Below are 20,743 nucleotides of genomic sequence, written 5' to 3' on the forward strand. Positions count from 1 at the left end.
CACCCGTGTATGCCATTGCGCGACCGCTTGGGAATATTCCGGTTATCTCGCCTGGCGTTGGCTATTGGGACAATAAGACCCACGCGCCCAACGAACATGTGCGCCTGACAGACTTCCAGAACGCTGCCCGTCATATCGGGCAGATTTTGGATGGATTTGCCGATCTCTGAGGGATCGGATCACGCGGCTGGCAAGGCAGCCAAGGCATCTTCAGTGGTCTTACCTGCTGCCAGTGGGCTTGCCCTGGCGCCGACATACACAACTGCTGTTCCCGCTTGATCGAACACGGCGAAGACATACTCGTTGCTCAGGCGTCCGTAAGAACCAGCAGGCTCTCTGCCCGCTGCCGACGCCCCTGTTCCGGCCAGGGGATCTCCATACGTTCCCAACTTTGTCCAGCATCCGGGGAGCGATACAGGCCCTGGTTGTTGGCTGCATAGAAAACGCCTGGCTCGGTGTTGGCAGCCGCGAGCACAGAGGCCAGCGTACCCTTGGAGGCAGGCATCCCTTGCAGAACCTGCTGCCAGGGACTGCCGCCTGCCCTGCGATAGATCGCAGACTCGGCCCACCTGGGATTATGGGCCTGTTGTGGTCCAGCCGCCGCTGAGACAACTAGCGTGTCAGGATCAGCGGGATCGACCGCCAGCCCCCAGAGGTAATGGTGCTGTAGACCCGCGCCAGGTCGTTCCCAAGTAGTGCCGCCATCATGGCTCTCTGCAAACCCTTGCCCTGGTTGCAGGAAGCCATCCCCGGCAGCGGAATAGATGTAGCCGGGCCGCTGCCGGGGCAAGGCAAGGGTGTGACTATCGAAAGGTCCCCCCGGCTGGCGATCCTCCCAGGTCTGGCCGCCATCAAAGCTCCGTACCAGCGCGCCAGCCTCGATGGCTACCACCAAGACCCCTGCCCGCAAGGGGTCAAGCCCAACGGCGCGAACGTGGCTGGTGTAAGGTCGAGGCGGAAAGCTCCAGGTGGGCGCCGAAGGGAGCGTGAGCAGGTGGGATAGTTCCTGCCAGGAGGCTCCACCGTCCTCCGAGCGGTAGAGGGCGCTCGGTTCTGTGCCAGCATAGACCACACCCCACGTCCCCACACGTTCGGTAGGGCTGACAGCCACTGCCATTAGCTGCGGGGAGCGAATGCCCTCCCCTGCTGGATGCCAGGAGCGACCGGCATCAGTACTGCACCATAAGCCACGCCCAAAAGTGCCACAATACAGCCGCTCTGGCTGGAGTGGATCAGCGGCAAGGCATTGTGTGGGGAAGCCTTCGAGGAGGCGGTGGGCCTGCCAGACGCCCTGCTGCCGTTGGAGCAGCAACAGGCCATCGGACAGAGCGACAAAGACACGAGTCATGAGAACCCCCTTGCCAGGCAGAAAAGCAACCATCGCTGGCGCGGTGCGTTATCGAGCATTCTTCTTACTGGAGTGTATCACTTGTCACTCCTTCAAGAGATGGGCCATGACGCCGAATCTCCTATGGAGTGGCGCGAACAGGAAACCGAAGAGCGTCCGCCTTCTGAGCTATGGTCCTGCTGATGCGGCTCTAGGAACTGCCGCTCTCCTCATAGCCTGCGCCCCTCGCTCGCCCTGCCCTCATTCGGACTCTCCGCGTGGGGGGCATCTGGCGAAGCGCCCTCAGACAGAACCCTTTAAGGAGAGCCATCTGAAAAGCTCTCAAAAAGCGTCATCGGTCTGACCGTTGGACGCTCTGGCTGCCAGGGTAGTGGCGGCAGCGGCACGAGTGCCTGTACGCGCTGATAGAGTGCAGCACACAGCCCTGGCGAGTCCTCCTCAAAAGCACAATGACAAAAGACGTAGAGCGTCTTGCCCTGTTGGAGCCATTGCCCCAACTGCTGTGCCCACTCATCAAGAAATGGCGCATTGACCCCTAGCTCTGGATGACCGATGTAGCGTAGGAACGCAAAGTCCGTCGTGCACGCAATCTGCAAGGGGAGATGGGGCTTGCGTTCGCGGGTTGCCAGTAATGCTTGATCCTTTGTATCTCCAGTGCGGAGCGGTCTGGTATCCATCATGACCCGTCCAACCTGATGCTGCTCCAGTAAGGCGTGCAATGACGCAGCCTGCTGGTCGGTATAAAAGCCTGGGTGCCGCACTTCTACGGCGAGGCGCAGATCAGCGGGCCAGAAGTCCAGAAACGCTTGGAGCCGCTCCAGGTTGGACGGAGAAAAGGATGGAGGCAATTGCAGAAACATCGGTCCTAAGCGATCTTCCAGTCCCCGCACCCGTTCGGTGAACACTTGGGTTTCTGCTTTGGTGTGATCAAGACGCGCCGCATGACTGATGGCGCGCCAGACTTTGGGGCAGAAGCGAAACGTCGAGGGAGTCTCCGCTCGCCAGCGGGCAATCAGTTCTGCCGAGGGCAGCGCATAAAAGAGGGTGTTCCCCTCTATAGCAAGTAGGCGTTGGCTATAGAGCCGCAGAAATGACCGAGCGGGTGTGTGGGGAGGAAAGAAATTACCGACCCACGCTTTGCTGCCCCAGACCGGGCCTCCGATGTAGAGCATCACCATGCTCCTTCTGCGCTGACCAACGTCTCTGGGAGGGGTCAGCATGGGCGTAACGTCCTATTCAGTATGCGTGTCCCCTACTGTAGCACGGAAACCAGAGGAGAGCAAGCAGCAGGGGAAAGGAAATGCAGTGTAGGGCAGCACTACCGATTGGTCGAGCGCGCCAGCCAGCACTTGCGTTCTCGTGTTTTTTTGTTCTGGTCAATGCACTTGTCTGGCGCTTCGTGGAAAGGAGGTGAAATCAAGCGCCCTGATAAGAGGCCAACACGGGCGAGACCTCGCTATCACCCTCCGCTTGCACTTGCTTCCTGTGCAGCGTAGGCGCGTCGGCGCAGCAGCGGCTCGCGCATCGCCCTTGCATCTAGTTGGCTCGCGCCGAGAAACGTCACGAAGCGCGCCAACCCACGAGCCAGGGCCTCCGCAAAGGCCTCATCTGTGCCGAGAGCCTCGTCCTCCAACCACAAGCCCAGGATGACAAACGTGTTGGTCGTCCGGTCGAGTTTGCTGTCGAAGCGCGCGACGATTCGGTCGCCCCACAACATCGGCAACGTGTAGTAGCCGAACTGGCGCTGGTGCTCTGGCTTGTAGACCTCCCACACGTAGTCGAAGCCAAACAAGGCTTTGGCGCGCCCGCGCGCACTGACATGATCGAGCGGCGCCAGGAAGACGATCTCATCCGTCGTGGTCGTCTCCAACGGCGTCCATGCCTGCGGCACGCGCCCTGCGCTGAGTTCGCTCAGCGCCTCGGCGTCGCTGCCGAGTGTGTAGTGTACCGCCTTCCAGCCCTCCACCTGTACCTCGATGATCTCGCCGTCGGCCACCATTGTCCCGAACAGCTTCTTCTTTGCGGCGCGATCCGGCTCGCCACGCCCGTGAAAGGCATCAGCCGTCCGGCGGAGAGGCGCCAGGCCAGAGAAGTTGACTTCCTTTTTGATCAAGAAGCGATCAGCCTCGGCCTCGTCGCTTTCGCGCAGCAGATGCGCAGGCGCGACCGCTTCTGTGAGGGCGTACACGCGCTCAAATCGCTCGCGGTGGTGCGTCATCACTTCGCCGATGCGCCAGAGATAATACAAGGCCAGCGCGCTGTCCTTGCGGCCACGATAGCTCTGGGTGCGTGTCCGTGTCGCCATCTCGAAGTCGCGGTTGCTCACGGCGCCGCGCTCGCGCAGGATGGACCGCATTTCCTCTATGGCCTCGGCGTGGTCGCGGGCCATGCGATGAATGCGCGGGTCGCCAGAGAGGCCATCACGCTCGCGGCGCATGACCAAGCGCCAGTACGGCAACTCGTCCATCGGTCGGACGGCCAGCCAGCCACCCCAGTCAAAGAACTTGCGCTGCTGATAGGCCAGCTCTTCCCACAGGCTCGGCGTGTAATCGAGCACGCGGCTGTGCAGCGCAATGTCCTGGCTGCGCGCCAGGATGTGCAGTGGGTCGAGTTGCAGGTACTCCATCGCGCGCATGGCCTGCTCGGTGCCCGCGATACCGCGCCAGCGTCGCCCGGGCCACAAGCCCTGCTTGCCGAGGATGAAACGACGGGCTGTCTCGATGGTGATAGTCAGCATGATACCCTCTTGGAGAGACTCGCAACACCCTGTTTACCACTGCGTAGTCGGCGGCCCTTCAGGCGCGCGTGTAGCGCATGAGCACCACGCCTGTGGGGAGTGGCCTGGATTCGAGCAGGCGCAGATTCACGCGCAGCCCATCAGGAAACAGCTTCTTGCCCTTGCCGAGCACCACCGGGTACACCCACAGGCTATATTCGTCCACCAGATCATGCTCGGCCAGGGTATGCACCAGCACGCTGCTGCCATCGGTGAGGATGTTCTTGCCGGGCTGGGCTTTCAAGGTGCGTACTTCCTCGACCACGTTGCCGCGAATCACAGTGGAGTTGCGCCAGGCGGAGGCCGAGGCCAGGGTGGTGGAAACCACGTACTTCGGCACGGTGTTCATGAGATCGCCAAACGGGTCACCCTCTGGCATAGGTTCAAAGGCCCCGCCGTGGATCTGCCAGGTTTTGCGCCCCAGCAGCAGCGCGTCACTGTGGCTCATTGCCTCAAAGAAGTGCGCGCCAATGTCATCGTGCCAGTATGGCCCGGTCCACCCGCCGTGGGTGAAGCCGCCCTCGGTATCTTCTTCTGCGCCCCCAGGCGCTTGCATAACATTGTCCAACGACACAAACTCTGAGACCACGATCTTTCGCATGATTCCCTCCCTATCGAGCGACAACTCCAGGCTTTCAACCGTAGAACTCACCTGACGTACCAAGCGGGAAGGTTTGGAGGGCTTCGTCTGCGACTCGGCGTCATCCGGCGAGGGGTCATGCCCTGAGCTTCTCTTCTTTCACCCAGAATCTATCACGGGAATGGACTTGTGTAAAGAACCGCTTTTTGCGATGCTCCTCATACCATTTATCACCGTCACACGCTCTAAGGTAAGGCTTGGCTTGTCAGGCTGGTCCGCGTGCAGAGAACCCTGCCCATAATTCAGCAAAGCATTAAAGGGATCGGTTGCTCCCCTGGTCGCGCGCCCCTGCCAGTTCACTCTATGCAGGAAGATGTTCCTGGCAAGCGGGATGAGTTCTTTCGCCAGTAGCGGGTTGCGGACCTCGCTAAGCATCCTGGGTCTCTCGCACAAGAGGATACACGAACATGCGTGCGCTCTGAGCAATGCTGATACCGATCCTGGAAATCTTCCTGACCTTACGTGAGCGGAGGCGCCTCCGCGCCTTGGAGCATCAGGCGACAGACTGCCTCATACCCTGTGACCCAGGCATCGTGGTGAGCCTGGGTCCAGTGGTGTCCCAGAAAGTCGGCAAAGGTTTCCAACAGGACCACCCCCACGAGGAGGTAATGCTCTGGCCTGACGCCATAGCCCACATGCCGCTGCCCCAGTTCCTCGAGCATGTCAGACAGCACCTCGGGCTGCTGCATGTGCTCGACGATGAGGGCCAGCGATTCGCGCAACTTCTTGCGCTGGGCCGGCATATCGGTAGCCGCAAAGAGGACTCTGGTGTGGGGAAAGCGTGTGAACAGTCGCTCATAAAACGCGACCACAAACGCTTCTCCTTGCAGCACTACCGCTTGAAAACTGGTTTCGAGTAACTCGCTCTGGGCGCTCATACTATGCCTGCTTTCTCTAGACCTCCACGCAAGGCCGCCTGGCGTTTGGTAGCGGGTTGTTCTGTTCAGATCATACCCTTCATCTGCTGGTCTGTCCACTCCCCAAACGCATTTATGCGGATTGGCTGGCTGAGAGGGGCTGGCAGCCTTCATGGGTACTCCCAGCCTGGCCTGCACCGCAAGCAAGAGAGAGTAAGATCCATGATTACCGCGCGACGAGCTCTCCGGTTTCCAGTTGGCTCTGGATTAACCGGGCATAATAGCCCTGCTGTTGGAGCAGCTCCGCATGGGAGCCACGCTCCACAATGGCGCCTTGATCCAACACCAGAATAATATCGGCATGGCGAATCGTGCTCAAACGGTGGGCAATGACAATCTGCGTGCAGCACAGCGCCTGCAAGTTCTCTTCCACCACCCGCTCGGTGACGACATCCAGGGCGCTGGTCGCTTCATCCAAAAGCAGAATCACGGGATCCGTTGCCAGGGCACGGGCCAGCCCCAGCCGCTGGCGTTGCCCTCCCGAGAGGGCGCTTCCGCCTTCGGCCACAAAGGTTTCGTATTCCATCGGCATCTCTAAAATGTCTTCATGGATCGCGGCGGCTGAGGCAGCTTGAATCACCTGCTCCATACTCATGCCCGGCTGGTTGAGCGCAATGTTTTCGTGGATGGTGCCGCTGAAGAGGGTCGAACCTTGCGTGACAACGCCAAACTGCGCGCGCACTGTCTGGTAATTGAGTTGGCGCAACGGCAGGCCATCGTAGAATACCTCCCCTTGTGTCGGCAGATATAAGCCTAGCAAGAGATTGCCCAGTGTGCTCTTCCCCGAACCGGTGCGCCCCACAATCGCTACTTTTTGTCCCGGCTGAATGGTCAGAGTAATATCATGCAGCAGGGGTGGTAATTGCGGAGCATACTGAAAACTGACCTGCTCCAGCCGTATGTGCCCAGTCAGGCGCGGCGGCTCTCTGACGGCCAGGAGATCCTGCTCCGGTTCCGCCTCCACGACATCAGCTACCCGTTCCAGGTGGGCCTGCACAAGTTGCAACTGTTTTCCACTGGCTACCAACGATGAGAGCGGTGTCACGAAAGCCCCGGCCAGCGTCACCAGCGCCAGCATCGTCCCTGCCTGGAGTGTGCCGCTGAGCACCTGAGCCGTGCCGACCACTAATAAGATCAACGGGGCTATGGCGCGTAGATTGGCGGTGGCGACCTCCACCAGGGCTGAAAGCTGGCTCCGGCGCACGGAGGCGTTCATCTGGTCGAAGAAGAGGCTGATCCACCGTTGAAGCGCACGATCTTCTGCGCCAGCGGCCTTGAGCGTGGTGATGCCCACCAGCGCCTCGACAGCATAGCTCTGCGCTTTGCCTTGGGCGAGCAGTTCCCTGGTGGCCTGGGCACGAATCACTCGACTAGAAGCCAGGAGGATGGCAACTTGCAACAGGCCAAGCGCCAGCACCAGCCAGCCAAAAGTGGCTGACTGCGCGAAGAGAATGAGCAAGTAGGTGACTACCAGGCTTCCATCGAGGAGGGTGGAAATGAGTTGATTGCTGATGGTATCCCGAATGACGACATTACTGACTAAGCGTGCGAGCAGATCGCCGCTGGACCGCTGCTGAAAGAAGCGCAACGGCAATGAGAGCAGATGCTCAAAGAAGCCGAGCATCATCTGGCTATCCACGCGTGTTTGCACGTACAGCAGCACGCTGGCACGCAGCCAGGTGCTTACTACCTGCGCCAGCATGAGTAACCCTAAACCCACCGCCAGCAGCGTCAAGGTATCGTTCATCTGGAACGGGAGAATCTGATCCACCACGAACGCTGTCAGCAGCGGCACGGCCAGCCCAAAGAGTTGCAGCAGTAGGGACGCGCCCAGGATTTGCACGATGGAGAGCGGAGCAAGCTTGAGATAGCTCCAGAGATAGCCGCGCAGCGGGCGCTGGCGGGCGCTGGCGGTGCGATCAAAATGGGCGCCTGGCTCCAGCATCAGCACAATGCCCGTAAAACTTTTGAAAAATTCCTCGGTGCTCAAGCGCCTGCGCCCTAGACCCGGATCCACCACGTCTACCCACTTGTGAGAGAATCGCTCAACGATCAGAAAATGGTTGAACTCCCAATGCGCAATGGCGGGCAGGGTTATCAGCCGCAGATCATCTTCTTGAAGCGAAATGGCTCGAACCCGCAGGTTGTAGGTGCGGGCTGCTTTCACAATGTCCAGCGCCGAGAGGCCGTCACGCCCCACCTGGCAACGCTCGCGCACTTCCGAGACGCTGGTCTTGCGCCCGTAGTAGCCCAGCAGCATGGCAAGGCAGGCAGCCCCGCATTCCACCGCGCTCATTTGCCTTAGGACCGGCACCCGTCGCGGACGGCGCTGTGCCCAGAATCGGCTCCAGCGGGCGCGCCTGCCTTGTTCAGCGGGCGCTGCCCTGGACGGCTCAGAAGCAGGTCTGCTGGGCGCAGGAGAGTGCTCTGAGGGTGGGGGGGATAGCAGGGCTTGCTCCTGCTCCAGTTCCTGCTGGATCAGAGCACTCAAGGCGCGCGTCTGCCGGGCCTGGAACAGCTCTCGATGGTCAATGACCTCGGCCAGTCCGGCGGAGACATGCTTCGATTCGCCAGCGGGCAGGAGCCCGCTAAGCAAGGCAGACCGGCGCTGATAGAACGACTGGCGCTGCTCAGCGGAGAGCACCAGTGTCGGGCATTCATCCCGCCCCTCAGTCAAGGAGTCGTCTTCATAGCTGTTCATCGGGTTCTCCCTCACAACAGTTCTTGCAGCATCTTTGGCAGCAGCGTGAGCAGCGATTGTGACCCAACGGGAATCTGGGTATGCACACTTCTCCCCGTCAACACAGGCGCGGAGAGGTTGGTGTGCAGTGCGAGCGTGACCACCATCGAGGGCTGCGTAATGACCCAGGCGAGATCGCCAGCCAGCCCATACCGTTGGCGGGCCTCATCCGGGCTGAGCACATCCGGCGCAACACTTTCAATGGTGGCGCTCAGCGGCTCGGCTTGCCCGGTCAGGTACACGGTAATCGTCTGTCCAACGGGAAGATGTAAAGAAGGGGCGGCAGGCACGAACAGCAGCGCGGCTGTCTGGCCTGCATCCTGGGGTGCAATCTGGGCATCTTGAACGATGGCGCCTGCGGCTTCCACCGAAACGGCGACCTGCGCCTGCCAGGCCAGCACGGTAGCTGCCAGCAAAAGACCCAGCAGCACCCAGCAGCAGAGCAGAACTGGTGGTCGCACCAGGCGGGGCAGAATCTCCTTTTCCCGACGTTGTGTATACTCCTGGAGGGCTTGTGCCCGAAAAAGGTGTCGCTTTGAAACCATGCTCTTTTCCCTCTGAATGACAGGTACAGGTCGTGGCTGCTGGGTCCGAGACACGTATTTTGGCAGCACCCCTGGGAGAGAGCTGGTTTAGAGCCTCTCCCAGGAATGCGTTGCTGTTCGCTTGGCAACTTGACCCTGGCAGGCACACATCGCCTGCCAGGGCCAGCGCGGGATTAGAAGTTGGGGTCAATGATGCTGGGGCCTGGAGGGAACGCTGCGGGGCTGTTCGGCTCAAAGCCCCCAGTCACCTGCTCCAACTGCTCATCGGTCAGCTCCACCTGCGCTGTTGGCATGGCGGGCTGCTCGTCTTGCTTGTTCTCAGTCTTCTGGTTCTCGTTCGACATGTTGGGTGCTCCTTTTTCTGTGCTTACTTTGTTGGTCTCCCCGTCCTGGCAGGCAGACATCGCCTGCCAGGGCCAGCGCGGGATTAGAAGTTGGGGCCAATGATACCGGGGCCTGGAGGGTATGCGGCTGGGGCGTCGGGGACTTTGATGCCGCCGCCGACCACCTGCTCCAACTGCTCGTCGGTCAGTTCCACCTGTGCGACGGGCTGCTCGTCTTGCTTGTTCTCAGTCTTCTGGTTTTCGTTCGCCATGTTGTGTCCTCTTTCTGATGTGCTTACATCGTTTTGTCACTTTTGTCCGCTGTGGGTGCTTCTCATGAAGTCCTCCTCATCGCGTCTGAGAAGAGTATGCCTGATGCTGGGCGCAAAGAACATGCGCAATGAACGCAATCAGCTACGCAATCAGCTACGCAATGCTAACCTGCACGACTTGCAGACGGCGTGAACAGATGCTATGATCGCACCAGGCGCGCGTGACGCCTGCCTGGGCAGGAGGCGAAGCCGCATGTCGAGCCAGGCGCGCAGAGGGAGACCAGAGATGGCTGCCGTTCCATCGCTGACCTTTGGGGTACTGCTCAAGCGTTATCGGCTGGCTGCCGGTCTGACCCAGGAGGAACTCGCTGCCGAGGCTGGGCTAAGTCTTCGGGGCATCGCAGACCTGGAGCGTGGCGCCAGAACCCAGCCACGCAAAGAGACCGTGCAATTGCTTGCGGACGCTTTGCACCTCTCGCCCCAGGAACGCGCCCAGTTAGAGGCTGCGGCACGGGGGCGCGCCACCTCGACTAGCCCACTTCCCAACACAAGCCTCCAACCGTCCTCCCAGTTCATGTCTGCTGCTCCGCTGGTGGGGCGCACAGAGGAACTCGCCCTGCTGGACCAGGTGCTGACGGCTGGCCCCCCGGTGCTGCTGTTGGCGGGCGAGCCAGGCATGGGCAAATCCCGGCTGTTGCAGGAAGGCATGGAGCGATCCGAGGCAGCAGGCTGGACTGTAGTCGCAGGCGGCTGCCACCGAAGAAACGGTCAGGACCCGTATGCACCCCTGGTCGCCGCGTTGGCAAACTCGCTACGCCGCCAGGCAGCCGCCCAGCAGCGTCTGAACCTGGAGGGTTGTGCCTGGCTGGTTCGTCTGCTGCCCGAGTTGTTGGAGAGCCAGGTGCTCGCGGCGCCCGCCTGGACGTTGCCGCCAGAGCAGGAGCGTCGCTTGATGTTTAGCGCCGTAGCGCGCTATCTGGCGAATGTGGCTGGCCCGGCTGGGACGCTCCTGGTGCTGGATGATCTGCACTGGGCTGGGACCGACGCCCTCGATCTGCTCCAGGCGCTGGTGCGTACCCCACCGGAGCGCCCGCTGCGCATCCTGGGAGCCTATCGCGACACCGACATTAGTCCCCAGGATCCCCTCGCGCACCTGGCCGCTGATCTGGCGCGCGAAGGGCGCGCCCATCGTGCCTTGCTCTCTCCCCTGTCTGGGGAAGAAGCCACTGACTTGTTGGTGGAACTGCTCCCCGAGGAGGCAGCAGGAGATTCCACGCTGCTCCAGCACCTACTGGAACGAGCCGGAGGCGTGCCCCTCTTCCTGGTGAGTTGTATCCAGGCGCTCTCTACCGGCCAGTTGACCTGGAATGGCAGCAGCCACGTGCCCTGGACACTGCGAGAGGCCATTCTGCAGCGGGTGGTTGCCTTGCCGGAGTCCGCCCAACAACTCCTCCAATTGGCGGCGGTGGTTGGGCGCAGCGTGCCGCGCCGCCTGCTGCTCAGGGTGGCGGCGCAGGCTGACCAAACAGAGGAGGCGTTGCTGGAGGCCCTGGAAGCCTGTGGACGGGTGCGCCTGCTGGTGGAGACCAACGAAGATACTTACCAGGTGACGCACGATCTGATCCGCGAGGTGCTCTTGACGGACCTGGGGGCGGCTCGGCGGGCGCAGCTGCATCGGCGGGTAGCCGAGGCGCTGGAGCAGGGGCCAGGCGTGCCAGCCATTGAGGTGCTGGCGTATCACTATGCGCGCAGCAGCGAGATGGAAAAGGCGGTGCTCTATTTGGAGCGAGCAGGGGATGCGGCACGGGCGCGGTACGCGCATGCGGAGGCCGCCGAGGCCTATCGTGAGGTTGCAACCAAGTTGGACACTTTAGGGCGGGTGGTGGAGGCCGCGCGGGTCCGGGAGAACCTTGGGGAGGTACTGGGCCTCCTGGGCCGTTACGACCAGGCGCTGGCGGTCCTGGAACAAGCGGTAGAGGTATATCAGTCCGTAAAAGATCTGGAGGGAGAACTACGAACACTTGCCAGGATTGGAACCACACACCGCTGGTATGGGACACCGGCAGAGGGGCTGAAACGGCTCCAGCCAAAAATTGATCAGCTTTCTGCCCTGGGCGCCGTGCGGGGAGCGGCGGCTTTCTATGTGTCGCTCGCTCGGCTCTACGGTGGCATCGATCAGTATCACGAGATGGTTGCTGCTGCCAGGCAAGGGGCAAATCTTGCTCGCGCCTTTGGAGACATCCAGACGATGCTCGTTGCCCAGGAGCGGCTCGGCACGGCACTCAGCTTAGTGGGAGAGCTGTTGGAGTCGTACCAGGTACTGGCTGAAGAGGTGCTCCCTGCGGCTGAGACTAGCAGTGATGCGTCTACGCTCATCAACGCGCTCGCGGACGTAAGTGTGGTCTACGCCCAATGGGGTGACTATACCCAGGAACAACACTACATCGAGCGCGCCTTTCAACTTGCGGAACGCCTGGGAGACCCGAGAATCCTCCTATTTCTGACGCATCGCCTTGGCATCATTGCCTTTGCTCGCGGCGAGTGGAAGCGCGCACGAAATCTTTTTGAGCAGGCAGCCACGGGGGCACGCGAAAGAGGTCGCTTCACAGGCGACACCTATCCCCTCTATGGATTGGGCCTGTTGTGCCTGGCTGAAGGCAATGAGGAAGCAGCCTCCAGCTATTTTGAGGAAGCACGCCTGGCTGAGCAAAGCAGCCACCACCGCGTGCTGCATTGGATGCAAGCGGCACTAGCCGAGCGCGATCTCCTTTCGGGTCAGCCCGAAGCTGCTTGCGCGCGGATCAGCCCCCTCCTTGACCTTGCCAGTCGAAATACCGGCTATATCAGAGAGTTTCTTCCGCTCCTCGCCTGGGCCTACCTGGAGATGGGCGAAGAGACCAGAGCGCAGATGCTGCTGACAGAACTCATTGCAGAAACACGGGAGGCGCGGATGCGCCCGGCGCTCATGGAAGCCCTCCGTGTCCAGGCGCTCGCATTCAGCAAGGAACACCGCTGGGAGGAGGCAGAGCAGCCCTTGCTGGAGGCGTTGACCCTCAGTCGGGAACTGCCCGCGCCGTATGCTGAAGCCAAAACGCTTTATCTCTTGGGGCAGGTCTCTCTCCAGCGGGGAGAACCTGAACTGGCTCGTGAGCATTTCAGCAATGCACAGGCCATTCTGCATGAACTGGGCGAACGCTTCTACGCCAGGCGGGTAGAGCAATCCCTTGAAGAGAGTGCACGCCTGTGAGGGGTATTGGGAGAATAGCATGAGTGTGGGCGAATCATGGCTCTTGCTAACCAAGCTGGCGCCACCACCAGTCAGATCGGATTGTGTGAAACGCGAGCGACTGTTTGAGCGGCTGGATGCAGGCATTGCCCGGCGGCTGACGCTGGTCTCCACTCCGGCGGGATTCGGCAAAACGACGCTTCTGAGTTCCTGATATGCCGCTCGTGCAGACGTTCCCACATCTCCGCAAGAGCTAGCCCTTGCCTGGCTCTCGCTCGAAAGCGCCGAGAATGACCCGGCCCGCTTCTGGGGGTACGTCTTGCGCGCCTTGCAAAAGGCACACGAGAGCAGCGATGGCCGAACCCTGGCTCAAGCCGCGCTGGGCGCCCTGTGGGCGCCCAGCGAACGCATTCTTCCCATTCCTGGCTTCAAGACTGTGGCACAGGTGCAAGAAAACGTGGGTGCGCTCCAGTATGGGCCTTTGAGTCAAGAGCAAATGCAGGCCATCGCTGACCTGGTGGCATCCTCTTTGTCGGAGGACAAAGCTCAGCCTTTCTGATAGACACTCGTCAGCGGGTTCGCAAGCTATGAGCGAACCTGCTCGAAACACCATCCTGGACAATCCAAAGCGAGGTACACATGCTTGATCTGACTCAAAAGAGAGACGCGCATATTGACCACCGCCTGTGAGAAGACATCATGATCTGGCTGGGGAGCGTGCGGCCTGATGGACGCCCCCATCTGGTGGCGGTCTGGTTCCTCTGGACCGGCAAAGACCTGCTCATCTTCAGCAAACCCAACCAGCAGAAGATTCGCAACCTGCGCCAGAAGCCGCGCGTGATCCTGGCCCTGGATAATACCAACCAGGGAGCCGATCCCATCACGCTGGAGGGCGAGGCGGAACTGCTGGATGACCCCGAGGTGAACACCACCCTGCCCGATTACGTGGCAAAGTATGGGGCGCGCATCAAGCGCATCGGCTACACCCCTGAGACGATGGCGAACGTCTACAGCCAGGCGATCTGCATCACGCCCACCAGGTTCTATAACGCCCCAACGGGGTGATTCGGTCTTTTCGGGAAATGTATACGCTAAGAGCTGCTCAGGCAGACACCCAGCGTTTCCTCATCCTAATCCCGCCTCTCTGGCGCGGAGGATGGCGTGCGCGCGGTCGGCCACTTGCAGCTTGCTGAAGATATTGGAGACATAGTTACGCACGGTACTATGGCTCAGGACAAGCCGGTTGGCAATCTCGTGGTTGCGGTGGCCCTGCGCAATCAGCACAAGGATTTCGCGCTCGCGCTCGGTCAGTTCGGGGAATACCTGCGGCGGCACGGGTGGCTTAGGCGCGGCGAAAAAGTCGAGCAACCGGGTGGCAATCGCCGGGCTAAAGATGGCTTCGCCGCCGCCCACCGCGCGGATGGCGCGCAGCAACTCCGTTTTCTCGGTATCCTTGAGCACATAGCCGCGCGCCCCGGCCCGCATGGCAGTAAAGACAGAGGCATCATCCTCAAACATCGTGACCATCAGGATACGGATGTGCGGGCTGGTGTGCAGGATGCGGCGTGTAGCCTCGATGCCGTTCGTGCCTGGCATCTGAATATCCATCAGGATCACATCCGGCTGCAACGACGCTGCCAGGCTGATCGCCTCCTCACCGGTCCTGGCCTCGCCCACGACCTCCACATCGGGCGTGGCACTCAGCAGCGCCTGAATGCCATGCCGGAAGAGCGGGTGATCGTCAGCAATCAGCACGCGCAATGGCTCCATCGGCTTCCTCCTGTCGGTGTGAGTGCATGGGCAACCGGGCACAGACGCGCGTTCCGCCTTCGGCAGCACGTTCAATCACACAGGAGCCACCCAATTCTGCCGCCCGCTCGCGCATGGAGAGCAATCCTACCCCCGCCTGGCGTTCTGCTGAGAAGCCCACGCCATCGTCACTCACCGCAATGTGCAAGGCATCCTCCAGAGACAGCCGGACGGTGCAGGTATGGGCCTGAGCATGGCGCACGACATTGGTCAGCGCCTCCTGCACAATGCGATAGGCCGCCACCTCCACCGCCGCAGGCAAAGGCGGCAGGCGATCAGGCGCCTCCACGTTGATGTGCAGACCCTCCCCGCGCTCAGCGGTGTGGCTCACCTGATCAGAGCGACTCTGTTGGCTGGCGCTCTCCCGAATCGCTGCCACCAGGCCAAGATCATCGAGCGCCGGTGGGCGCAGGGCATACACCAGACGGCGGATCTCGCCGACGGTGGAGCGAATATCGGTATAGAGGTCGTTGGAGAGGTGTATGGCTCCTGCTGGGTCGGTGGGTATCAGGTCGCTGATGGTGGTGGCTTTCAGGGCCAGGGCCGCCAGTGTGGGGCCAAGCCCGTCATGCAGATCGCGGCGCAGCCGCCGCCGCTCCTCCTCGCGCGCCGTGACCAGCCGTTCACGTGATCGTTGCAGATCATCCGTCAGGCGCACCGCATGCGCCGCCATCCCAATCTGGCGCGTCAATTCCTCCAGCAGCCGCCGGTCAGGCGGAGTGAACGGTTCACCAGGGCGGCGCGGCGAAAGCCTCAACTGGCCGATTATCTCCCCTTGATAGGCCAGGGGCAGGCAGAGAGGCGCTTCCACGGGCGAGCCAGAGGCCGCGGCCAGGCGGAACTCCTCGCCCACTTTCACGCTCACCGCCGTATAGGGCAGCTTGAGTGCCTGAGCGACGGTCTCGGTGATGGTTGGCAGCACCGCCTCTGGCGCCAGCGTCGCCTCCAGGCGCTGACCCAGACGGGAGATGACCATATACGGCTCGTCGCGCTGGCCGTACAACAGGTGGTTCACCCCCCGCTGGAGCCGCTCGCGCAGGGGATGGAAGAGCAGCGCCACCAGCCCAGCCGCGAGCAGCGAGAGCAGGAGGTTCCCCTGAACTTGTACCACTGTTCCCAGCCCGCTCACCACCAGGACATAGAAGCCGAGAACGCTGGCGGTGAGCAATCCGTAGACCAGCGAACGGTTAATGAGCAGATCAATGTCCCACAGCCGGTAGCGCAAGAGCGCGATACCGACGGAGAGCGGCAGGAAGAGAAAAGCGCCGAAGAGGATGAGGCCCCCCACGACCATTTCCCAGAGTATCCCCAAGGGAGTGGCCTGGTAGAGCGCCGGGACGAGCACAGGCAAGAGCGCCACAAACAGGAGGAAGGTCAGGACCAGCCCTGCCACGCCGAAGACCACCCACTTGGTCTGCTGGCGCTGGACTGGCCCCGACACGCGCCGATAGCGATAGACCTGGGCGAAAACGCCAGCGCTCCACCCGACCGCCCACAGGAGCTGGCCGATCCAGGCGTCAGGGCCGGTGAAGAGGGGGGACAAGGCCCAAGCGAGCAGGAGGAGACCCCAGACGAGGGAAGGCAGCCGGGTCCAATGCGGCACAAAGCGCCCGTCAGGAAAGAGCAGGCAGAAGAACAGGAAGCCGATCAGGTTGAAGGCTGTCACCCCCTGAACCGGCAGCCCCCACTCCGGGTGATTGACCACCAGGGCAGCCGTGACGCCGGTGGGCCAGACGCCCAGCGTCAGCAGGAAGAGCGAGACGAACAGCGCCAGCCCATCGTCTGACTTGCGCCACAGCAGCACGACGGCGACCACCACTGCGCCCAGGGCCACGAGCGCCGCCACCACGACCCAGTAGATCGCGCGGAAGTCGGTGGAGAGGCCGAGCTGGGCCAGAGCCGCCCGGATGGCCGCAGGGGTCCAGCCATTGCCCAGGGCATCGTCGCCGGAGAGGTTGCGGATATGGTCATAGCGCGGCGGAAGACCCAGGACAAAGAGCAGCAGCGCCAGGCCCGCCAGCGCTGCCCAGGCCACCCGCGCCAGCACCAGCCAGTCCCCACGCAAGCGCGTATCGGCAGTGCTCGTGGCGGGCGGGCGTTCCGCCAACGCAAGCGGAAGATGGAACCAGCGCATCGGTCGTCTCCTTTCAGGTTCATTCTGGCAGCGCACTCGCTCTGCAATGGAACAAGGCCGTGCTCAACCAAGCAGTCCGGGGGGTGCCACCGAGCCGACCCTCGGCTGCCGGTACTGCGCTCCCCCTCATTCTAACATACGGCGTGCTCGCAGATCGCAGCGGCAGTGAGGCCGCGTGGGTCTCGATCCCAGCAGCACCCCACGTGATCGTGGGTACGCCCACTCGCCTTCCTCCTCGCCATTCCTCACCTGGCAGAGCAGACCATTCGTGAACATGAGATTGGTCTCGATCCTCCCGCAGGTCCAGCGGGTGCGCCTGGTCCAGCACCGTCACTGGCTGGTAGAACCCATCAAGCACAGGGTGAGCCAGGCGGGCGAGGCGGCTGAGGGTGGCTGCCTTGCCGCCCACCAGGGCAACGTCAAAGGATGTGGATCACCGAGCCAGAGCAAGGTCATGTGCTTGAAACGAGAGCGAACGGCCCTGGCTGCATGGCCTGCTACCCCTCACGCCTATTTCTTCGGAAAGAACGCAGACCGGGTCAGCAGCAAACCCACTGCCAGCACCCCCGCGCCGATCACATACCACACCCCGACCCCCCCTGCTGGGTCAAGGAGCATCACGCCCGCAAACGCGATCACCAGCACCCAGGAGGTGTACCAGGCCCAGGGTTCCCTCCTGCGGAAGGGGAGTGCCAGGACCAGCGTGGAATACACGTTGAATGCCGCCCAGCCAAGAAACAGCACGCGCTCCTCCTGGTTGGCGATCATCAGGAAGAGGTGATTCAGGGCGGCTAAGGCCGAAATCAAGAGCAGAGTAATCCAGCCAATGGTGAATGTGGTGGTACGGGTAGCTACGGTTTGGGATGCCATGAGTGTTTCCTCCTGGTGCATGTCACGAACACATGAAGAGCCGATGGTCATTTCTGCTGCCGCTACGAAAAGCAAGCGTAAACTCTTCAGCAACCTTGTTGCGCCTTTACGCCGTTGTTGTCTGCCCACGCGCGGGCGCTGCAACGGGGTGGCGGAGCAGCCAGCCCAGCACAAGTCCGCTCATGATTCCGAAAACAACTCCGCTCGCTATCCCGGACACGAGGCCGAAGACGAGTTCGCTCTCCTTCAAACCCACGCCGGAGCTCGCGGCCACCCCTGCCGTGAAGGCAGCGAGAATGCTGACCGTACTGGCAAGCACCCACCAGCCCGCCCGCGCCACCTGCCGCCGCAGGAGCAGCCATTGCAGGATTCCAGGCACAAAGCCCAATGCAATCGTCGCAATCACCCCACCCAGGTTCTCGCCCAGCGGGCCTTGCAAGACCAACAGGCTCGCAGCCAGGAGATAGCCCCCAGCGGTGGCCGGGATCCACCAGCCCGCGCGCTCCAGCCATTGGCGCAGGACCAGCCATTGGCCGATCCCGGCCACCAGCCCCGAAGCGGTATTCCCAACCACATTCCCGCCGAGGTCTCCCAGGGCCCCAATGCAGGCCGAGATCACGACCCCGCCTACCGCCCCGCACACGCTGGTAGCCACCACCCACTGGAGCCAGAAGCCCCAGCCGACTTGAGTCCGTTTCCTATTTACGGTTGCTGTTGCCATCACGGTTGTTCTTCCTTTCGCTTTGATTCCTCTAGAACGCTTGAGGCGCATCGCGCACATTGCCTATCGGGTGCATACCTCTGCGCTAAGCATAGCGGAGGAAGTGTCATCTGGTGATGGGAGCAGTGTCATAGGTTATGTCCTGATTTTGATGTGACAGGTGTCATCATTCGTGTCCTGTTTTCAGGGTGACATCTGTCCTATGCGCGTCCTCTGTTGGCGGAGACCGAGATCCCATCTAAGTAGCTAGACAGGCAGAGCGTGCAGAACCACTGCATCGTGGGGGTAGTAGGCCCGTTCACAAGCGCTGTAGCAGCAGCGGAGATGCCCATTGCCGCCAACGCCGGACTGGTGATGATCAGTCCAGACACCACCTACGCTGGTCTCACCTTGCGCCACTACTCCGAGATGGACGGCTGGACCTTTGACCAACTGCATCCACCAGGCAAGCCGCTCACCTTTTTAGAATTGTCCCCAATCAGGTCACGGAGGGCTTTGCGGATGCGGATTTCACCTTTCACGATCTGCGGCATACAGCGGCTACCTTACTGCTCAGTCGTGGGATCAACCCCAAGGTCGTCTGTGAGATGCTGGGACAGCGGGTATTTCGATCACCCTGCGGCTCTATGGACATGTGACGCCGCATATGCAACAGGCGACGATCAATGTCATGGATGCCATTTTGGGGGGCTGATAAGGCTGTATGCACTAGTGGTTGCAGTATAACCTTGCGAGCATAAAAGATGGGGGCAGATAAAACCTGCCCTCATCGGGTGGAGATGGAGGAGAGTCGAACTCAAGCCCAACTGTTCACAAACGTTCAGGACCGTTCAGAACCCCTGCAAAAGAGCGGGTCCAGAAGGCCGTTCTGTTCACGTTCGTTCAGGATCGTTCAGCGGTGTGGGGGTCAAAATGGGGGTCAGAAAAGCGGATCGGTTGTCACGCGTGAGATGGCGGACCGACAGGATTCGAACCCGCTGTCGCCTGTAAGCGAGATGTATTCATCAGCCCTTATTCCAAGCGGCCTAGAGCCTCCTCTTTCTATCACTTTACCGCTTTCCGCCGCCGTTCCGTTATGATCTGTTCCAAGCATACGACAACTGTCAACAAAGCGCCCTCAAGGCGGTGAGGGCGCTCCTGTGCATTTGATAGTCCAAATGAGGTGGAGGTGACCTGAATCTGAGCTGGTCTGGAAGGGCTGGAGTATGGTTAATACTGCTTACTCTCCACGACCTCGACAATGCGTGTTTGCGGGCTGCCCATCAGGACGGATGATGCGGCTGGTGATCGCCACAACTCGCGCAGCGCGGCCAGAGCCGACTCCGCCGCGCTGGAGTTGTCGAAGCTGAGGTCAATCATTACGTAGTTCGGATCATCAACAGGCCGGAGCACTTGATGGCTGCGCACGCCTGACCGCTCCCGGCCAATGGGGTCGCTGTCGAAGGCCTTCTTCCAGGCGTCAAAGTTGCGGATGGCATGTTCAATGTGCAGGATCGTCATGGTAGTTCCTCTCTTTTCTTTTGAGTTGTCATCGCCTGGCTGGCTGAGCTACTTCCTGGTTGGCTCCTGGTGGTGCTGAGACTGGGAACTGCTTGCGTAGGGCACGCTGGGCCAGCAGGGCGAAGAAGACGCCAAGCCCTACTGCCACCCCCAGTGCGGCCAGCGTGCCGAACAGGTCCGGTTTGAGGGTCATCAGGAACACCATCCACCAGCCGAGGAGTGCGACGATTCGGCTCCAGAAGATCAATACCGGGTCGGTTGTCTGTGCCCGGAGACTGGCCGACAGCGGCCCATCTGGTTCTGCCAGTGCTGTCTGGCGAATACGGGTCAGACGCCGCCCATTCACGCCGGGGCCGACGATGGGCAAGGCTGCGAGCGTGACCGGGGCTGCATCTAGCCAGGCGAGCGTGAAGCCCCAGGTGGTGATGGTCATGTAGAGACCACCACCCAGGAGCAGCACAACGCTGAGGGCGAAAAGCCGCTCCAACACAGCCAGCAGCGCGCTGACCTCGCACACTTGCTCGACGCGCTCCGCCTGGCGCAGCCGATTCAGCCCCAGCCACACCAGCCCCAGGCCGATGAACCAAAGAACCGCTCCGCTGATATGAACAAACAGGGCAAGATGATACAGCATGGCAACCGCTCCTTTTGGTCGTTTGACCAGATGGCAATCGTACCTGAAGGAGAGGATAGCTGAAACATCGGGCGGTGCCACCGGGGAAAGTACCTGGATTCTGCGGCAGATGGTACCTGGATTGTTGGGAGGGAAGTTCGCCCAGATACCCACGGATTGCGCAACGAGGTTGCTGAAGCACTCATCCTTGATCTGGTGGGAGGAAGCCACGCAGAGCCGGACGGTGTGCGAAGACGCGAGAACAGAAGCAGAGAGATATTAACCCGGAACGAGCAGAAGAGGAGGAGC

Annotated in this window: 19 protein-coding genes; 4 read left to right on the plus strand and 15 right to left on the minus strand. The window is 61.3% G+C overall.

Annotation, left to right across the window (positions count from 1 at the left end):
• Positions 1 to 5: 5 nt before the first annotated feature.
• The gene (locus VH599_06230) at positions 6 to 170 is read left to right on the plus strand and encodes a hypothetical protein (protein HEY7347900.1); all 165 of its coding nucleotides are present in this window, start codon (positions 6 to 8) and stop codon (positions 168 to 170) included.
• Positions 171 to 307: 137 nt separating this feature from the next.
• On the opposite strand, the gene VH599_06235 is transcribed toward VH599_06230, so the two are convergent.
• The 9 genes from VH599_06235 to VH599_06275 all read right to left on the minus strand — a co-directional run bounded on the left by VH599_06235 (position 308) and on the right by VH599_06275 (position 9,561).
• Positions 308 to 1,348 (minus strand): glycosyl hydrolase, encoded by a 1,041-nt coding sequence (locus VH599_06235; GenBank protein HEY7347901.1) that lies wholly within the window; start codon positions 1,346 to 1,348, stop codon positions 308 to 310.
• 296 nt (positions 1,349 to 1,644) lie between these two features.
• A complete protein-coding gene (locus VH599_06240; GenBank protein HEY7347902.1) occupies positions 1,645 to 2,520 on the minus strand; it encodes a DUF72 domain-containing protein in 876 nt (291 codons plus the stop codon).
• A gap of 287 nt (positions 2,521 to 2,807) precedes the next feature.
• Complete coding sequence (locus VH599_06245; protein HEY7347903.1) at positions 2,808 to 4,085, minus strand: crosslink repair DNA glycosylase YcaQ family protein; 1,278 nt, start codon at positions 4,083 to 4,085, stop codon at positions 2,808 to 2,810.
• 58 nt (positions 4,086 to 4,143) lie between these two features.
• The gene (locus VH599_06250; protein HEY7347904.1) at positions 4,144 to 4,725 is read right to left on the minus strand and encodes a dihydrofolate reductase family protein; all 582 of its coding nucleotides are present in this window, start codon (positions 4,723 to 4,725) and stop codon (positions 4,144 to 4,146) included.
• Positions 4,726 to 5,222: 497 nt separating this feature from the next.
• Complete coding sequence (locus VH599_06255) at positions 5,223 to 5,642, minus strand: globin domain-containing protein (protein HEY7347905.1); 420 nt, start codon at positions 5,640 to 5,642, stop codon at positions 5,223 to 5,225.
• 205 nt (positions 5,643 to 5,847) lie between these two features.
• Positions 5,848 to 8,382: a peptidase domain-containing ABC transporter gene (locus VH599_06260; protein HEY7347906.1), complete on the minus strand. Its 2,535-nt coding sequence runs from the start codon at positions 8,380 to 8,382 to the stop codon at positions 5,848 to 5,850.
• A gap of 11 nt (positions 8,383 to 8,393) precedes the next feature.
• Positions 8,394 to 8,966 (minus strand): hypothetical protein, encoded by a 573-nt coding sequence (locus VH599_06265; GenBank protein ID HEY7347907.1) that lies wholly within the window; start codon positions 8,964 to 8,966, stop codon positions 8,394 to 8,396.
• A gap of 173 nt (positions 8,967 to 9,139) precedes the next feature.
• Entirely contained in the window at positions 9,140 to 9,310 is a 171-nt protein-coding gene (locus VH599_06270) for a hypothetical protein (GenBank protein ID HEY7347908.1), read from the minus strand.
• 83 nt (positions 9,311 to 9,393) lie between these two features.
• Positions 9,394 to 9,561 (minus strand): hypothetical protein, encoded by a 168-nt coding sequence (locus VH599_06275; GenBank protein ID HEY7347909.1) that lies wholly within the window; start codon positions 9,559 to 9,561, stop codon positions 9,394 to 9,396.
• 286 nt (positions 9,562 to 9,847) lie between these two features.
• On the opposite strand from VH599_06275, the gene VH599_06280 reads away from it, so the two are divergent.
• The 3 genes from VH599_06280 (at position 9,848) to VH599_06290 (ending at position 13,852) form a co-directional block, all read left to right on the plus strand.
• Positions 9,848 to 12,808, plus strand: a complete 2,961-nt coding sequence (locus tag VH599_06280; GenBank protein HEY7347910.1) for an AAA family ATPase — start codon at positions 9,848 to 9,850, stop codon at positions 12,806 to 12,808.
• A gap of 19 nt (positions 12,809 to 12,827) precedes the next feature.
• Positions 12,828 to 13,001 carry a hypothetical protein gene (locus VH599_06285; GenBank protein HEY7347911.1) on the plus strand — a complete coding sequence of 58 codons (174 nt, stop codon included), beginning with the start codon at positions 12,828 to 12,830 and terminating at the stop codon, positions 12,999 to 13,001.
• A gap of 485 nt (positions 13,002 to 13,486) precedes the next feature.
• Entirely contained in the window at positions 13,487 to 13,852 is a 366-nt protein-coding gene (locus VH599_06290) for a pyridoxamine 5'-phosphate oxidase family protein (protein HEY7347912.1), read from the plus strand.
• A 60-nt stretch (positions 13,853 to 13,912) separates the two neighbouring features.
• On the opposite strand, the gene VH599_06295 is transcribed toward VH599_06290, so the two are convergent.
• The 6 genes from VH599_06295 to VH599_06320 all read right to left on the minus strand — a co-directional run bounded on the left by VH599_06295 (position 13,913) and on the right by VH599_06320 (position 20,455).
• Positions 13,913 to 14,557, minus strand: coding sequence for a response regulator transcription factor (locus VH599_06295; protein HEY7347913.1), 645 nt, complete (start codon positions 14,555 to 14,557; stop codon positions 13,913 to 13,915).
• Complete coding sequence (locus VH599_06300; GenBank protein ID HEY7347914.1) at positions 14,529 to 16,730, minus strand: GAF domain-containing sensor histidine kinase; 2,202 nt, start codon at positions 16,728 to 16,730, stop codon at positions 14,529 to 14,531. Before VH599_06300 ends, VH599_06295 begins: the two co-directional genes overlap by 29 nt.
• A 510-nt stretch (positions 16,731 to 17,240) precedes the next feature.
• Positions 17,241 to 17,600 carry a hypothetical protein gene (locus tag VH599_06305; GenBank protein HEY7347915.1) on the minus strand — a complete coding sequence of 120 codons (360 nt, stop codon included), beginning with the start codon at positions 17,598 to 17,600 and terminating at the stop codon, positions 17,241 to 17,243.
• Between the two features lie 106 nt (positions 17,601 to 17,706).
• Positions 17,707 to 18,321, minus strand: a complete 615-nt coding sequence (locus tag VH599_06310; protein HEY7347916.1) for a hypothetical protein — start codon at positions 18,319 to 18,321, stop codon at positions 17,707 to 17,709.
• A gap of 1,209 nt (positions 18,322 to 19,530) precedes the next feature.
• Positions 19,531 to 19,821: a hypothetical protein gene (locus tag VH599_06315; GenBank protein ID HEY7347917.1), complete on the minus strand. Its 291-nt coding sequence runs from the start codon at positions 19,819 to 19,821 to the stop codon at positions 19,531 to 19,533.
• A gap of 28 nt (positions 19,822 to 19,849) precedes the next feature.
• Positions 19,850 to 20,455 (minus strand): hypothetical protein, encoded by a 606-nt coding sequence (locus VH599_06320; protein HEY7347918.1) that lies wholly within the window; start codon positions 20,453 to 20,455, stop codon positions 19,850 to 19,852.
• Positions 20,456 to 20,743 lie beyond the last annotated feature (288 nt).

The organism is Ktedonobacterales bacterium, from assembly GCA_036557285.1.
Taxonomy (GTDB): Bacteria; Chloroflexota; Ktedonobacteria; order Ktedonobacterales; family DATBGS01; genus DATBHW01.